Origin of the sequence: Sphingomonas astaxanthinifaciens DSM 22298, assembly GCF_000711715.1 — a bacterium.
In the GTDB taxonomy this organism is placed as follows: Bacteria; Pseudomonadota; Alphaproteobacteria; order Sphingomonadales; family Sphingomonadaceae; genus Sphingomicrobium; species Sphingomicrobium astaxanthinifaciens_A.
The window spans coordinates 1,743,036-1,757,456 of the sequence record NZ_JONN01000001.1 but is presented as its reverse complement, the minus strand read 5'-3'; the positions used below and the strand labels follow the sequence as shown (position 1 = coordinate 1,757,456).

The window sequence follows — 14,421 nt, the reverse complement described above, 5'->3', positions numbered from 1 at the left end:
TTGCGTCAGGGAAGAACAGGCGTCCATGGCTTCCACCACCTCCACCCGCCTCGGGATCAGCGTCGATCCCGTCCTCGCCCGCTTCGTCGAGGAGGAGGTGCTGCCTGGCCTCGACCTCGACCCCGAGGCCTTCTGGGATGGGGCCGAGGCGATCTTCCGCCGCTTCGCCCCGGTCAATGCCGCCCTCCTCGCCCGGCGCGACGAGATCCAGGCCCGGATCGACGACTGGCATCGCCAGCGCCGCGGCGCTCCGATCGATCCCGCGGCCTATGAAAGCTTCCTGCGCGACATCGGCTATCTCGTCCCCGAGCCCGCCCCCTTTGCCATCGGCACCCGCGACCTCGATCCCGAGATTGCGACGCTTGCCGGACCCCAGCTGGTCGTGCCCATCCTCAACGCCCGCTTCCTGCTCAACGCGGCCAATGCCCGCTGGGGCAGCCTCTACGACGCGCTCTACGGGACCGACGCGCTTGGGTCTCTGCCGCCCGGCGGCGGCTACGACCAGGCCCGCGGCGCCGAGGTCGTCGCCTTCGCGCGTGCCTTCCTCGACAAGGCCATTCCCGGCTGGCGCGTGGTGCTCGACGGCGGCGACAGTCCCTTCCTCGTCGCCCGCTCGGACCGCGGCTATCTCTTCACCCACCACGGGCTGCATATCGAGCTGGTCATCGACCGCGCCTCGCCGATCGGCGGCGACGACCCCGACGGCATCGCCGACGTCATCCTCGAAAGCGCGCTCAGCACTATCTGCGACCTCGAGGACAGCGTCGCCGCGGTCGATGCCGAGGACAAGGTCGCGGCCTATCGCAACTGGCTCGGCCTGATGCGTGGCGACCTCGAGGCCAGGTTCGACAAGGGCGGCCAGACGCTTACCCGGCGCATGGACCCCGACCGGCAGTGGGGCACGGTGACGCTGCCGGGGCGCAGCCTGCTCCTCGTCCGCAACGTCGGCCACCTGATGACCAATCCCGCGGTCCGCCTCGCCGATGGGAGCGAAGCGCCGGAAGGCATCCTCGACGCGATTCTGACGAGCCTCATCGCGCTTTACGACCTGCGCGGCCTCGGCGCGCATCGCAACAGCCGCGCGGGCTCGATCTACATCGTCAAACCCAAGATGCACGGGCCCGAGGAAGCGGCCTTCACCAACGATCTGTTCATTGCGGTCGAGGACCTGCTCGACCTTCCCCGCCACACGATCAAGGTCGGGGTGATGGACGAGGAGCGCCGCACCTCGGCCAATCTCGCCGCGACGATCCACGCCGTGCGCGACCGGATCTTCTTCATCAACACCGGCTTTCTCGATCGCACCGGCGACGAGATCCACACCTCGATGCTGGCCGGGCCGATGGTCCGCAAGGCGGGCATGAAGGAGAGCGCCTGGATCAAGGCCTATGAGGCGCGCAACGTCGCCATCGGGCTTGCCTGCGGTTTCTCCGGCAAGGCGCAGATCGGCAAGGGCATGTGGGCCGCGCCCGACCGCATGGCGGACATGATGGCGCAAAAGGTCGGCCATCCGGAGGCCGGCGCCAACACCGCCTGGGTGCCGAGCCCCACCGCCGCCACGCTCCACGCGCTCCATTACCACCAGGTCGACGTCTTCGCCCGGCAGGACGATCTGGCGGGCCGGCCCCTGCCGCCGCTCGGCGACCTCCTCGCCATTCCGCTCGCCAACGGCACCAACTGGTCGCCGCAGGAGATCGCCGAGGAACTCGACAACAATTGCCAGGGCATCCTCGGCTATGTCGTGCGCTGGATTGATCAGGGCGTCGGCTGCTCGAAGGTGCCCGACATCCACGACATCGGGCTGATGGAGGACCGGGCGACGCTGCGGATCAGCTCGCAGCATCTCGCCAACTGGCTGCACCACGGGGTCTGCACGCGCGACGAGGTCGAGCACTCGCTTCGGCGGATGGCGGCCAAGGTCGACGCGCAGAATGAAGGCGACCCACTCTATCGTCCCATGGCTCGCGACCCCGAAGCGAGCCTCGCCTTCCAGGCGGCGCGCGCGCTGGTGTTCGAGGGGCTGGAGCAGCCCAATGGCTATACCGAGCCCCTGCTGCACCGCTTCCGCCAGCAGGCCAAGGCGCGGTGAGCGCCTGGCCTGAGCTCGACCCCGCCCGCGACACGGGGACCTGGACTCTGCTCCACCTCGCCGCGCAGATGCTGGGCAAGCTTCGGGTCGCGCATGCCGCCTGGGTCAATCACGGCTGGCATGTCGCGCTGCAGCCGGCGGTGAACGGCCTGTCGATGGCCCCCATCGCCGTGCCCGGCGGCCGCTTCGCGCTGTCGCTCGACCTGTGCGACCACCAGCTCCGGCTGGCGCTCAGCGACGGGCGCAGCGACTCCATTCCCCTCGCCCAGCCGAGCATCGCCGAGCTTCACGCCGGGCTCGTCGCGATGCTCGAGCGCCACGGACTGCCGAGCCGCTTCCACGGCGCCCCCAACGAGCTTCCCGACGCCATCCCCTTCGCCGAGGACCGCCGCCCGGTCGATTATCGCCCGGAAAGCGCCGAGCGGCTGCGCGACGCGCTGGCCGCAATCGTCCCCGTGTTCGAGCAATTCCGCGCCGGCTTCGCGGGCAAGGTCAGCCCGGTCCATTTCTGGTGGGGCAGTTTCGACCTCGCGGTGACCCGTTTTTCGGGGCGCCCCGCGCCCGAGCATCCCGGCGGGGTCCCCGGCCTGCCCGACCGGATCACCCGCGAGGCCTATAGTCACGAAGTGTCGAGCGCGGGCTTCTGGCCGGGCGGGGCGTTCGGGGCCGACCCCATCTTCTACAGCTACGCCTATCCCTCGCCGGCGGGCTTCGCCGAGGCGTCGGTGACGGCCGGCCGGTTCGACCAGGCGCTCGGCGAATTCGTGCTCGGCTACGACGAGGTGCGGCAGGCCGCGGACCCGGCGACGATACTGCTCGAATTCCTTCAGTCGACCTACGCCGCCGCCGCCGACCTCGCGGGATGGGACCGGCCCACCCTGGAGCGCGACCCGGTCGCCCCCTGACCGCGACCGACCGTCAGCCGGCGCGCACCCGGATGACCGCTTCGACCTTGCGCCCGTAGCGCTCGGCGAGGCTTGGGCCGGACCCCTCGCTCAGCCCCACCACCGCCAGCGCCATGTCGTTGCAGTCGAAGCGGGCAATGGTCCGCAGCGGGGCGAGGTCCTCGGGACGCCCGCTCCAAGGGTCGGCATTGCCGCGCGGCTGCGGAAAGTCGAACGGCTCGGTCGGTAGGCGGATCAGCAGCTGCTGACGATGGACGCACAGTCGCTCGTCCGGACGCTCAAGACCGTCGAGGATCGCGCGGACGCGTTCATGGAGCGTCAGGGCGAGTTCGAAGCCCGTCCATTGGAGCGCGCTGCGCAGATAGGCGTCGTAAATGGGGGCTTCGGACAGGCTGGCCCTGGCGGCGGGGCGGAGGGTGGAGACGTAGGCCAGCCGGAGCGAGTCCGCGCTGATCCAGCCCTTCGCCATCAGCTCCGCCGGCTGCTCGACCGGCCTCGTCAGCGGTGTCGTCCAGTCGTCTGCGAAGCCCCATGCGAAGATCGAGTGGGGGTCCGACAGTCCGCGATGGCCGCCCGCGACGAGGAAGAGGGAGGGGCGGTGCGCGGCGAGGGCCGCGTCGACGTCCTGATGCTCGATCACCGGCGGACGGGCCCGGAAACGCGCGAACAGATCCATGGCGCGGTCCTAGCACCGAAAGGCGACCGACACGAAAAAGGGCGCCCCGGTCTCCCGGAGCGCCCCAATTCTTTCCGCCGAAGCGAAGGCTTAGGCTGCGGCCTGGACCGAGCGGTCGCCGTCGTTCGGAAGCGCCTTCTTGGCCGACGCGATCAGCGCCGAGAAAGCGGCGCCCTCGTGCATCGCCATGTCGGCCAGGACCTTGCGGTCGAGGTCGATCCCGGTGAGCTTGAGCGCGTGCATGAACTGGCCGTAGGTCAGTCCCTCGGCGCGGACCGCGGCGTTGATGCGCTGGATCCACAGGGCGCGGAAGCTCCGCTTCTTCACCTTGCGGTCGCGGTAGGCGTACTGCCCGGCCTTCTCGACCGCTTGGCGGGCGATGCGGATGGTGTTCTTGCGGCGGCCGTAATAGCCCTTCGCCTGTTCAAGGATGCGCTTGTGCTTGGCGCGGGTGGTTACACCCCTCTTGACGCGTGCCATCTGTCAGAACTCCTTACTTGAGACCGTAGGGGGCCCAGAGCTTCACGCGCGCCGTATCGGCGTCGGCGAGAACTTCGGTGCCGCGGTTCTGGCGGATGTACTTGGCGTTGTGGCTGATCAGCCGGTGGCGCTTGCCGGCGACTCCATGCTTCACCTTGCCAGTGGCGGTGAGCTTGAAGCGCTTCTTGACGCCGCTCTTCGTCTTGAGCTTGGGCATTTTCGTCTCCTTGTAGCCCCCTGAGGGGCGACGTTTCTCACCTGACGCGGCAGCCCTGACTGGCCGGCCCGGTGGTTTTTCCAACGATCTGGAAAGCGTGGCCCCCTAGCGGGGAGTCGCGCGCTTGGCAAGGATCACCAGGGAACGCGGCCGCCCTGATAGTCGAAGAATTCGCCGCTGTCGGCCTGCGACAGGCCCTCGATGACCTTCCGCATGCCCGCGATGCTGTCTTCGGGCGTGACCGGCGCGTTGGCGCCGCCCATCCGGGTCTGGACCCAGCCCGGGTGGAGCACCGCGCAGACGAGGTCGCGATTGGCGAGGGTGAGCGTCCGCCACGCCATGTTCAGCGCGGTCTTGCTCGACCGGTAGGCGAGGAAGCCGCCGCTGTCGTTGTCGGCGATCGAGCCCATCCGGGTGCTGACCGCGACCAGCTTGCCGCCAGCCTCGCGCACCTCGTCGGCGACCGCCCGGGCGAGGAGATAGGGCGCGACCGTGTTGACCGCGAAGGTGTCGAGCCATTCCGCGGCACCGGCTGCGTCGGTCGCGTCGCGCGGGCCGTAGGTGCCGGCATTGGCGATCAGGAGGTCGAGCGGACGGCCTGCCCGGAAGCCGCTCACCGCCGCGGCATCGGCCATGTCGAGCCGGCGCACCACCGCGCCGAGCGCGGCCACTTCCTCGCCCGACTCGCGCACGGTGGCGATGACGTCCCAGCCGGCGGCGCGATATTGCCGGACGAATTCGAGCCCGAGGCCGCGGTTGGCGCCGGTGACGAGAAGGGTAGGCATTGGTCGGTCGTTCCTTGCTGTCGAAGGGTGGCGAGGGCCGAACGCCCGTCGCGCCCGGGGTGTTCTTTGGTCCATCCGCCGGATCGCTCGCCACGTCCCGAGGTTTAGGATATGATGGATTTTTCTTCGTCACTGCGAAGGGAGACCGACATGAGTGCGGAAGAGCGTCACTACAGCGCCGAGCAGGTGACCGGAGCACGCCAGGAAGGGGTGGTACGGTGGGTATTGGGAATCTCGCTCCTGCTGATCGTCGTGGCGATGTCCGCGGTCTGGATCTTCCCAGCGCTTATCGGCTGAGCCTCGCCCGGTTCGTCGCCGCCCAGGGCGGCGTCTACGACCTGGCCCTTGCCGAGCTTCGCGCAGGCGAGAAGCGGACCCACTGGATGTGGTTCGTCCTGCCGCAGCTGCGCGGGCTCGGCTTCAGCATCATGGCCGATCGCTACGGGCTCGAGGGTCTCGGCGAAGCGCGTGCCTATCTCGCCCATCCGTTGCTCGGCGCGCGCCTGCGCGAATGCGTCGCGGCGCTGCTGACCCATGCCGGCCAGCGCAGCGCGGGCGAGATCATGGGCGTGGTCGACGGGATCAAGCTTCTTTCCTGCCTGACCTTGTTCGAGGCGGCAGGCAGCGAACCGCTCTTCGCCCGGGCGATCGACGCCTTTTACGAGGGCGAGCGCGACAAGCGGACGCTCCAGCTTCTCGCCGGCTGAGGCTTCGAAAATCTTCTCATTGCAGCGCTGGAACGAAAACTTTCGCCATGCGCTTGGGCGTCAGGGATGAGCACGCATCCTGCGCACCGCGGTCTTCGGGCCGCGGTGCTTTTCTCACCACAACGGGGAATCATCTCATGAACAAGCTCAAGATCACTATGGTTGCCGCCGGCATCGCCGCTCTTGCCGCCTGCAACAACAACACGCCGCAGGAGCAGGCCGCCGACAACATCGAGGCCAATGCCGAGATGACCGCGGACAACCTCGAGGAAGCCGCCGACAACGCGACCACCGAGGCCAAGGAAGACGCCCTCGAGAACCAGGCCGACAAGGTCCGCGAGAAGGGCGAGGAAAAGGCCGACGCGACCCGCTCGAGCGCCGACCTCGACGGCAACAGCGCCGACGACACCGTCTCGGGCAACAGCAACAACTAAGCCTGACCGGGGAGGGCGCGGGTCGACCGTGCCCTCCCTTTCTTTTGTCCGCGTGTCACAGGCGCGCCGGACCCGGGGCTTGCCAGGCGTCGCCCGACATGGTCGGAACCGAGAGGTGACCGACGCCGCGAGCCCAAGCCTGTCCCGCCCCGCCATTTTCGTGAAGCGCCAGCTGCTGCGCTGGTTCACCCGCAATGGCTGGACGGTCGAGGGTGCGCTGCCGCTGCCGCCCAAGGCGGTGATCATGGGCGCGCCGCACACCAGCAATTATGATTTCCTGATCTTCCTCGGCGCGATGGAGACGCTTCGGGTCGACGCCCGCTACATCGGCAAGTCGAGCCTGTTCCGCTGGGGCCCGATGGCGCGCTTCATGCGCGGGGTCGGCGGCATTCCCGTCGACCGCTCGACCCGCAACGACCTCGTCGCCCAGGTGACCGCGCAATTCCGCGCCGCCGACCGCATGCTGCTGGTGATCGCGCCCGAAGGTACCCGCGACCCGACCACCGACTGGCGCATGGGCTTCTACCGGATCGCGCTCGCGGCCGGCGTTCCGATCGTCCCCGGCGGCCCCGATTACGATCGCAAGGTGGCGATCTTCGGCGAGCCCATCATCCCCACCGGCGATCCCGATCGCGACCTCGCCCCGGCCTTCGCCTTCTTCCGCACCCTGGTCCCGCGCTTTCCCGACAAGGTCCTTTTCCCGGATGGCACCGGCATGGACGGTCGGGCAGGAGCAGCCTAGACCTCATCCCAAGCCTAGTCCCAAGGAGCCTGCCATGCGCCGCTTACTCGCCGCTCTCCTCGTCCTCACCAGCTGCTCGCCGGCCGGCGCGGCGCTTCCGGTCGGGGCCAAGGCGCCCGATTTCACCACCCAGGGCGCGCTCGCGGGCAAGCCGTTCACGCTTCACCTCAAGGATCAGCTCCGGAACGGGCCCTTGGTCCTCTACTTCTACCCCAAGGCCTTCACCGAGGGCTGCACGCTCGAGGCCAAGGCGTTCAGCGACGCCATGCCCCAGTTCCGCGCCGCCGGCGCGCGCGTCGTGGGAATGAGTGCCGACGGCATCGAGAGCCTCAAGAAATTCAGCGTCGAGGCCTGCCGCGGCCAGTTCCCGGTCGCCACCGCCTCGCCTGCGCTGATCAAGGCCTATGACGTGAAGCTGCCGATCGCACCGATCAGCAACCGCACCAGCTATGTCATCGCCCCCAACGGCAAGATCGTCTTCGTCCACTCCGAGCTGAGCTGGAAGGAGCATGTCGCCAAGACGCTTGCGGCGGTGCAGGCCCTGAAGGCCCAGCGCTAGGGTCAGCGCGCCGCAACCACCTTCTTCTCGACCTCGCGCGCGATCTCGGTGCGCTGCTGGGTGTCGTAGAGATTGGTCTGCGTCTTGTAGAGCCCGCGCAGGAAACCATAGTCCCAGGCGGTCATCGACAGCGGCACCTCGGCGTCGGCCGGGGCATCGATCGCGCGCAGGATCGAGGGCGCGTCGGCCGCCAGCGACGAGGGGTCGAGACTGGCGAGCGCGCGCATCGTCGCATAATCGGCGAGCTGGGTCGTGTTCAGCCCGTCGATCACCTTCGCGTCGACCACGACCACTGCGAAGTCGAACTGCTGGCGGACCGCCGGCCTGATCCGGGTCGAGGCCTCGGTCGTGCGGTTGGTCTGAATTCCCGTCGTCCCTTCTTCGGTGATCGCGCGGCCGTCGGCGGCGAGACTTCCGCCGAGCACCTGCCAGGCCGTGACCGGCGCGGGATCGCGCACCAGCGTCCGGACCTTGCTGCCCGATAGACCGTCGAAGAGGTTGTCCCGGCCGCGCGCCACCTCGCGCATGAAGGCCGCCTTGTCGCGAGTCACGACCAGCATCACGTTCGGGACGCATTTGGCGGGCGCGACGTCGCGGGTCACCGCCGCCGAGACCAGCCGCATCCGGGTCGTCACCTTGGCCGCCGCGGGCTCGCGCAGGCCGAAGACCTTGGGGCAGATGCGCTGCTCGAATCGCGCGAGCTGGCGGGAGCCGGGCGAGCGCGTCAGCGTGTCGACGAACTGGCGGATGGTCTTCTTGATGTCGCGGTTGCCGGTGACGACGATCGCGATGTCGTCATCGGCTGGCGGGCGGATGTCCTGCGCGAGAGCCGGAGCGGCAATGGTCACGAAGGCGGCGGCAAACAGGATCGAGCGCATGGGGGCGACTCCTGGGAACGGCGTTCGGCACGCCCGGCCGAATGTGCCCCAAACGCCGAACTGCGGCAACGCCTAGGGCTGCTTGGTCACCCGTTTCTCGACCTCGCGTGCGATCGACGAGCGCTGCGACGCGATATTGTCGCCCCGGCGCATGCCGTAAAAACCGCTGAGGAACGCGAGATCCCAATCGGTCATCGAGGCCGGCACCTCGGCATCGCTCGCGGCGTCGAGCACGGTGAGGATGGTCGGCACCTTGTCGCTCTTCAGCCGGACCGGGTCGGCACCGGTGAAGGCGCGCAGCGCGACATAATCGGCGAGCTGGGTCACCGACAGCCCGTCGAGCGCGCGCCGCTCGACCACCACGGTCGCACTGGCGAACTGGCGCGAGCCGCCCGAATTCAGCCGGCTCGCCGCCTCGGTCGTCTGGTTGATGTAATAGCCCTTGGCCTCGTCGAAGGTCGCTTCCTTGCCGTCGCGGGCGATCGGCGGGCCTTCGCTGTGCCAGACCACCGCCGCACCGGGCTGGCGATAGAGCGCCCGGATCTTGTCGCCCGACAGGCTTCCAAAGGCCTCGTCATTGACCCGCTTCAACCCGTCGAGAAGCTTCTTCTTGTCGGCGGTGACCATCACGAACAAATTGGGGCCGCAGCCCTTCTGGCCGACCTTCATGCCGACTTGACCGGCCACCCGGCGAAGCCGTGCCGCCACCATCTCGCCTTGCTGCGGCGACATGCCAAGGACCAGCGGGCAGACCTCGCGCTCGAACCGGCTGAGCGGCCGGGCGGTCCGGCCCGGCGCCAGTGCGGCGACGAAGTCCTGCACGGTCTTCTTCACGTCGCGGTTGCCGGTGACGGTGATCGTCGTCTCCTCATCGGCCGGGACAGGAGCCGAGGGTGCGGTCTGGCCGGCGGCGGGCGCGGCGAACGTCGCCAGCAACAGGGCGGAAAGAAATGGATGGCGCATCGCTCACCCGTCGCACGATCGTCTGGCGCTGGCCCGCCCCGTTCGACGAAAGCGCTTTTCCGCGCGGCCAGCGTTTCGGTTGCGCAGATGGAACGACTAGGCCGCCGGGGGGTTCATGTCGGGTGCGCAACAGTCGAGGCCCCATGCGAACCCAGAACATCATCGAGCGCGCCTTCCAGCTCGCGACCGAATCGCGCAACATCGACGAGATCCGCAAGGCGCTCCGACATGAAGGCTATGCCAATGTCGACGCCCATCTCGCCGGTGCCAGCATCAAGGCCGACCTCAAGAAGCGTTTCGTCAAATAGGCGGCGAGCCCGTCCGTCGACGGGCGCCTGACACCGCCATCTGTCGGACCAAGCGTCGGCAGCAGGGCGGGGTGCCGACCGGCTCGGTTTCGATCGACACGGATGGTTGGCGCTGCCCTGCCCCTGATCGGGCAGCGTCTCTCCGGAGCTTGACCAGACCCATCCGCGGACGCTCGGTCCGACGCGGATCTTTTCTCCTGCGATCGTGGGTCATTCCAGCAAGGACGAGTTCATTTCGGAAGAAATTGCCTTCACCATGGACCATTGGCCCTTTACCTGTTGGCAGCAGGTTGCGGGCTAGGACCGGTGGCATGGTCCGCCGATGACTCCCGCCTCGACCGCCTCTCCGCAGCCCGATCCCTACGCCGATCGCCGCCTGCACCCGCGGGTGACGGTCGCGTTGCCGGCATTCCTGATCCTCGGCGGACGGCGCTATCCGGTGCAGATCGTCGACCTCTCGGCCGGCGGGGCCCGGGTGGACTGCGGCACGGCGCTGGTCGCCGCGGGGGCGCCGGTGACGCTCAACTGGGGCGGAGCGGGCGCCCCGGCGACGGTGCGCTGGCGCGACGGGCGGCAGGCCGGGCTCGCCTTCGCAGCCGAGCTCGATCCGCGCGACGTCACCGACCTCGCCCGGCGCTCGGAGGCGCTCGAGGCGCGGATGCGCGGCTAGCCGTATCGGCCATCGCTTTTTGCGGTGGACAGGGCGGTGCACGGCTCTTTTATTCCGCACCATGAAGCAGCAGCCGTCGTTCCGCACCCGCTTGCGCGCCTTCCAGCGGATGCACGGCGACGTGCCCGATCCGGGCTTCGTCGCCGACCTCGAATATCTCGAGAACCGCGATCTCGACCTGTCGGTGCGGATGGGCGGGATGCTGGCCTTCAACGCGCTGCTCATCACCATCGGGACGCATCCGGTCTCGGCCTCGCCCGGCGCCCCGCTCAGCCTCGATGCCGCCGCGCAGCCGGCGATGACCCTCGCCAGCCTGGTCGGGGTCATCCCCTTCGTCCTGTCCAGCGCCTTTGTCCTGCGCGGACTGCTGATCGGCGAGGATTTCGATCCCGAGGGCTGCGAGGACGACCAGCCGGACATGCTCCGGCGGCGGCTGATGGCGGCCTTCGTCCGCTCGATCGACGCCCAGACCTGGTTGCTTCGCCGCGCGGTCCAGGCGAGCATCGCCGGCGGCGTGCTGACCGCGCTGGTCTGGGGCTGGATCCTCGCCGCCAAGATGCTCGGGGCTCAGGCCTGATGGACGCCTTCGCCTATCTCTCGGTCCTGCTGTCGATCATCCTCGGGCTTGCCGTCCAGCAGGTGCTGCAGGGCTATCGCGCGCTGATCCTGTCGCGGGGACGGGTCCGCTTCTACTGGGTGCCGATCCTGTGGTCGGTGCTGATCCTGCTGATGGTCGCGCAGCACTGGTGGGCGAGCTTTGGCCTCGCCCGCCACGACGACTGGACCTTTCCCGACTTCCTGGTGACGCTGGTGACCAGCGGGCTCATCTACATGAGCGCGGCGATCGTCCTCCCCGACGTGCCGCCCGACGCAGAGCTCGACCTCGACTCCCATTACTGGCGCGAGCGGCGGGCGCTGTTCGGCCTGTTCACCGTCACCGTCGCCTCGAGCATCCTGCGCGAGTGGCAGCTCGAGGGCCGCCTTCCGCTGCCCGAGAATTTCGCCTTCCACGGGGTGTTCATCCTGTTCGGGCTGACCGGCCTCGTCACCGCCCGGCGCCGGGTCCACGAAGCGATGGCGCTGGGAATGGCGGCGGTGATCACCATCTATGTCGTCGCATTGTTCATGCGGCTCGGCAGCTGACGAGACAGCGGCCGCCCGCGAGACAGGGAGGATGAGATGGCCGAAGCCTGGTGGAACGACACGCTGATCGCGAAAAGCGACGATATCGTGCGGGTGGAGGGCAATGCCTATTTCCCCCGCGCCGCGATCGACGATGCGGTGCTTCGCGACAGCAGCACCACCTCCATCTGCCCGTGGAAGGGCACTGCGCATTACTTCACCATTGCGGCGAACGGGGCGGAGAACCGCGACGCCGCCTGGTATTATCCCGACCCCAAGCCCGCCGCCAAGGAGATCGCCGGCCGGGTCGCCTTCTGGAAGGGCGTCGAGGTTCGGGACTGAGACCCCACCGGCGAGCCGGCGGGGACCCATGGAAGCGATGCCCTAGCGGACCTGGACTCGGACCACCGGGCGGTTGGCGCGATAGGCGACGGGCTCGTAGCGCAGGCGGACGCTGGCGATGTCGCGGCGATTGCCGCGCAGGTTCACCGCCCGCGTACAGGTGCCCGCGTTGAGCACGGCACGCGTATTCACGTCCTGGCGACCGCCATTGGCGAAGCGGATGTCGAAGGCGCGCAGACGCAGCGGCGCGTTCAGCGCGCAGACCCGCACCTCGCGCTGGCGGGTGAAGCCCGGAAGCGCAATCGTGTCGGTGTCGCGGCCATCGACGCGGGCGGTGCCGACGGTGCGCCAGTTGCCCTCGTTCCAGCGCCACTGCTGGGCGGCGGCCGGGGTCACGGCGACGAGCGCCGCGGCGGCGCCGGCAAGGCCGAGGATCAGGCGATGGGTCATGACGCATACTCCTTCGATTGGGTGAAGGAACAATGGTCGGCGGTATCGGTCCGTTGCCTGAACCGACGCCCCTGCGCACTCGGTTCGTCGCTTGTGAACGCCAGTGAAACGCGCCGTTGTCGGCGGGTCAGGAACGGGCCGGGACAGGCCAGTTCAGACGCGGTCTCAGCAATCACGAAGGTCACCGGGTCCGCGCGGCGCCGAGTGACCCGCTTTCCACCGCCCGGCGAAGGGAAAAGCTGGCCATAGGCGGGTCACGCCGAAGGTCACGCACCGTGACCCCGTTGACCGCCGTGCGGGCCATGATCTCGTCCCACATCAAGGCGAACAGCCCGCCCGGATCGCGCTTGCGGCAGCGATAGGCGCTCTCCCGGCTGAGCCCCGCGGCCCTGGCGGCCAGCGTGGCGCTGCGGGTCCGGTCGAGGGTCGAAAGGAAGAGGCACTGGCGCTCGGGCGTCCAGCCGATGGGTGCGGTTCGCGGGCCGGATGGAGAAGTGAACGAGTCGCGCATCCACCAGCTTAGATCATGCGAAATCCTACTAGTGAAGGGGCTTGGTCAGCCGAGCCGCTTGCGGTTGGCCCGGACCCTCTTCCCCGCGACTCGCACCGCGGCGCGCGCGGCCCCCTGCGGGGTGCGGACGCGGCCCGAGGCGAGGGTGGTCGCGAGCTCGACCCCTGCCGCGACCTTCTCCGTCACCATCCGGTCGGCCTCGCGCTTGGCCTTGGGGCCGCCCTGCATCATCGCGAAGGTGCGGAGCGAGACGACGGCGGCCGCCTCGCCCATCAGCAGCGCGCTGTCGAGCCAGAGGCGGGTAAACTGCGCGGCGGAGCGAGGGGTCATGGGCTGGGTCCGGGTGATGGGCGGGGCGTGTGCAGGAGGGTAACCGGTGGGCGGGGGGAATGGGCCCGAGAAGCTGTGATGGTTGGCGGCGCCACACAAGCTGACCTTCCCCTCGCCGCTTCTGGCGGCGGGCGAGCCTTGACCGAACGTCTTCAAGGAGATCGAGGCGGCCAAGGCCGACGGCCGCCGGGCCGCCGCCTACCCGCCGGCGAGCCGGATGGGAGTGCCGGAGGACGGATGCCGAGTGACGGCCTGTGTCGGGAGGCCGCGGACCGCAAGCTTGTCGGGATGAGATTTCTCAAGGCCGATCCAGATAAGCCCGCACCAACCTGGTCGTCGCCACCGGATTCTCCTCCATGATCCAGTGCCCCGACGCGGGCACGATCCCGCCGGTGACGTCGGTGGCGGCGGCGCGCATGACGTCGGCCATTTGCGTGCCGAAGCTCTTTTCGCCGCCGAGCGCCAGCACCGGCATGGCCAGCTTGCCCTTGGCGGCAAGCCAGGCGCGGTTGTCGATGGCGTCTTGGTCGAAGGCATGGAACTGCTCGAAGCCCGCGTGCATCGCGCCGGGGAGAGCGTAGAGCCGGGCGTAATGGGTGCGGCTCGCCTCGTCGAACTTGCGCGGGTCGGCGGAGAATTCGTTCCAGAAGCGATCGAGGTAGATGCGCTCGCGGCCCTTCACCAGCCGCTCCATGTCGGGGCCGCCGAAGCGGAAGTGCCAGAGGAGCGGGTTCTTGAGGATCTCCTCCCACGGGCCGACGCCGGGGACAGGCGCGTCGATCAGGACGAAGCGGCCGACCCGCTCAGGGTTCTGCATGGCGACCGCGAAGCCGACCATGTTGCCGATGTCATGAGTGACGAGGTCGGCGCGCTCGACCTTGAGCGCGTCCATCACGCCGGTGATGTCGCTCGCCTGCGTCTTCTTGTCGTAGCCGCTCGCCGGCTTGGACGAGAGGCCGAGGCCGCGCAGGTCGGGGACGATGACGCGGTGGTCGCGGGCGAGGTCGGCGGCGAGCGGTGCCCACATGTCGCCGGTCTCGCCATAACCATGGATCAGGACCACCGCCGGACCCTGGCCGCCGACGCGGACGTGGATCGTCACGCCGTTGGTGGTGATCTCCTGCGTCTTGAAGCCGGCGGGATAGGGCGGGACCGCGGCGAGCGCCGGAGCGGTGACGAAGATAAGGAGGAAGGCGAAGGCTGCGCGGAACGACATGATGGCTCCTTTCGAGAAGGATGCGCGTGTCCGGCCT

The 14,421-nt window shown here is 68.8% G+C and carries 21 protein-coding genes; 11 read left to right on the top strand and 10 right to left on the bottom strand.

The features are described 5' to 3' along the window. Positions 1-25 precede the first annotated feature (25 nt). Entirely contained in the window at positions 26-2,089 is a 2,064-nt protein-coding gene (locus tag BS69_RS0109110; protein ID WP_029941641.1) for a malate synthase G, read from the top strand. Beyond that, complete coding sequence (locus tag BS69_RS0109105; protein WP_029941640.1) at positions 2,086-2,994, top strand: DUF5996 family protein; 909 nt, start codon at positions 2,086-2,088, stop codon at positions 2,992-2,994. The genes BS69_RS0109110 and BS69_RS0109105 overlap by 4 nt, the downstream gene beginning before the upstream one ends. Before the next feature lie 13 nt (positions 2,995-3,007). Here BS69_RS0109105 and BS69_RS0109100 read toward each other — a convergent pair whose 3' ends face one another. From BS69_RS0109100 to BS69_RS0109085, 4 genes are all read right to left on the bottom strand, one after another. Further along, complete coding sequence (locus BS69_RS0109100) at positions 3,008-3,670, bottom strand: hypothetical protein (RefSeq protein WP_029941639.1); 663 nt, start codon at positions 3,668-3,670, stop codon at positions 3,008-3,010. 90 nt (positions 3,671-3,760) lie between these two features. Next, positions 3,761-4,150, bottom strand: coding sequence for a 50S ribosomal protein L20 (rplT, locus tag BS69_RS0109095; protein ID WP_029941638.1), 390 nt, complete (start codon positions 4,148-4,150; stop codon positions 3,761-3,763). Positions 4,151-4,163: 13 nt separating this feature from the next. Further along, entirely contained in the window at positions 4,164-4,367 is a 204-nt protein-coding gene (gene rpmI, locus BS69_RS0109090; RefSeq protein ID WP_029941637.1) for a 50S ribosomal protein L35, read from the bottom strand. Positions 4,368-4,501: 134 nt separating this feature from the next. After that, positions 4,502-5,152, bottom strand: coding sequence for an SDR family oxidoreductase (locus BS69_RS0109085; RefSeq protein ID WP_029941636.1), 651 nt, complete (start codon positions 5,150-5,152; stop codon positions 4,502-4,504). A gap of 218 nt (positions 5,153-5,370) precedes the next feature. Between BS69_RS0109085 and BS69_RS0109075 the strand changes: the two genes are divergently transcribed. The 4 genes from BS69_RS0109075 (at position 5,371) to BS69_RS0109060 (ending at position 7,594) form a co-directional block, all read left to right on the top strand. Then, a complete protein-coding gene (locus BS69_RS0109075; protein WP_342665811.1) occupies positions 5,371-5,859 on the top strand; it encodes a DUF1810 domain-containing protein in 489 nt (162 codons plus the stop codon). Positions 5,860-5,996: 137 nt separating this feature from the next. Next, entirely contained in the window at positions 5,997-6,293 is a 297-nt protein-coding gene (locus BS69_RS0109070) for a hypothetical protein (RefSeq protein ID WP_029941634.1), read from the top strand. A gap of 115 nt (positions 6,294-6,408) precedes the next feature. Beyond that, positions 6,409-7,035, top strand: a complete 627-nt coding sequence (locus BS69_RS0109065) for a 1-acyl-sn-glycerol-3-phosphate acyltransferase (RefSeq protein ID WP_051676660.1) — start codon at positions 6,409-6,411, stop codon at positions 7,033-7,035. A 34-nt stretch (positions 7,036-7,069) separates the two neighbouring features. After that, the gene (locus tag BS69_RS0109060; RefSeq protein WP_029941632.1) at positions 7,070-7,594 is read left to right on the top strand and encodes a peroxiredoxin; all 525 of its coding nucleotides are present in this window, start codon (positions 7,070-7,072) and stop codon (positions 7,592-7,594) included. Positions 7,595-7,596: 2 nt separating this feature from the next. Here BS69_RS0109060 and BS69_RS0109055 read toward each other — a convergent pair whose 3' ends face one another. Beyond that, positions 7,597-8,472, bottom strand: a complete 876-nt coding sequence (locus BS69_RS0109055) for a hypothetical protein (protein ID WP_029941631.1) — start codon at positions 8,470-8,472, stop codon at positions 7,597-7,599. Between the two features lie 72 nt (positions 8,473-8,544). Further along, entirely contained in the window at positions 8,545-9,435 is an 891-nt protein-coding gene (locus BS69_RS0109050; RefSeq protein ID WP_156956982.1) for a hypothetical protein, read from the bottom strand. Between the two features lie 143 nt (positions 9,436-9,578). Between BS69_RS0109050 and BS69_RS14285 the strand changes: the two genes are divergently transcribed. The 5 genes from BS69_RS14285 to BS69_RS0109025 all read left to right on the top strand — a co-directional run bounded on the left by BS69_RS14285 (position 9,579) and on the right by BS69_RS0109025 (position 11,877). Continuing rightward, positions 9,579-9,743 carry a hypothetical protein gene (locus tag BS69_RS14285; protein WP_156956981.1) on the top strand — a complete coding sequence of 55 codons (165 nt, stop codon included), beginning with the start codon at positions 9,579-9,581 and terminating at the stop codon, positions 9,741-9,743. Between the two features lie 322 nt (positions 9,744-10,065). Then, the gene (locus BS69_RS0109040) at positions 10,066-10,413 is read left to right on the top strand and encodes a PilZ domain-containing protein (protein ID WP_029941629.1); all 348 of its coding nucleotides are present in this window, start codon (positions 10,066-10,068) and stop codon (positions 10,411-10,413) included. A 61-nt stretch (positions 10,414-10,474) separates the two neighbouring features. Then, positions 10,475-10,990 (top strand): hypothetical protein, encoded by a 516-nt coding sequence (locus BS69_RS0109035; protein ID WP_029941628.1) that lies wholly within the window; start codon positions 10,475-10,477, stop codon positions 10,988-10,990. Continuing rightward, positions 10,990-11,556 carry a hypothetical protein gene (locus BS69_RS13730; RefSeq protein ID WP_051676659.1) on the top strand — a complete coding sequence of 189 codons (567 nt, stop codon included), beginning with the start codon at positions 10,990-10,992 and terminating at the stop codon, positions 11,554-11,556. The genes BS69_RS0109035 and BS69_RS13730 overlap by 1 nt, the downstream gene beginning before the upstream one ends. 36 nt (positions 11,557-11,592) lie before the next feature. Continuing rightward, positions 11,593-11,877: a DUF427 domain-containing protein gene (locus BS69_RS0109025; protein WP_029941626.1), complete on the top strand. Its 285-nt coding sequence runs from the start codon at positions 11,593-11,595 to the stop codon at positions 11,875-11,877. Positions 11,878-11,919: 42 nt separating this feature from the next. Here BS69_RS0109025 and BS69_RS0109020 read toward each other — a convergent pair whose 3' ends face one another. The 4 genes from BS69_RS0109020 to BS69_RS0109005 all read right to left on the bottom strand — a co-directional run bounded on the left by BS69_RS0109020 (position 11,920) and on the right by BS69_RS0109005 (position 14,384). Beyond that, positions 11,920-12,327: a hypothetical protein gene (locus BS69_RS0109020; RefSeq protein WP_029941625.1), complete on the bottom strand. Its 408-nt coding sequence runs from the start codon at positions 12,325-12,327 to the stop codon at positions 11,920-11,922. A 181-nt stretch (positions 12,328-12,508) separates the two neighbouring features. Then, the gene (locus BS69_RS13725) at positions 12,509-12,838 is read right to left on the bottom strand and encodes a hypothetical protein (protein WP_051676658.1); all 330 of its coding nucleotides are present in this window, start codon (positions 12,836-12,838) and stop codon (positions 12,509-12,511) included. 45 nt (positions 12,839-12,883) lie between these two features. Continuing rightward, entirely contained in the window at positions 12,884-13,168 is a 285-nt protein-coding gene (locus BS69_RS0109010) for a hypothetical protein (protein ID WP_029941623.1), read from the bottom strand. A 298-nt stretch (positions 13,169-13,466) separates the two neighbouring features. Beyond that, positions 13,467-14,384, bottom strand: a complete 918-nt coding sequence (locus BS69_RS0109005) for an alpha/beta fold hydrolase (RefSeq protein WP_029941622.1) — start codon at positions 14,382-14,384, stop codon at positions 13,467-13,469. Positions 14,385-14,421: the final 37 nt, after the last annotated feature.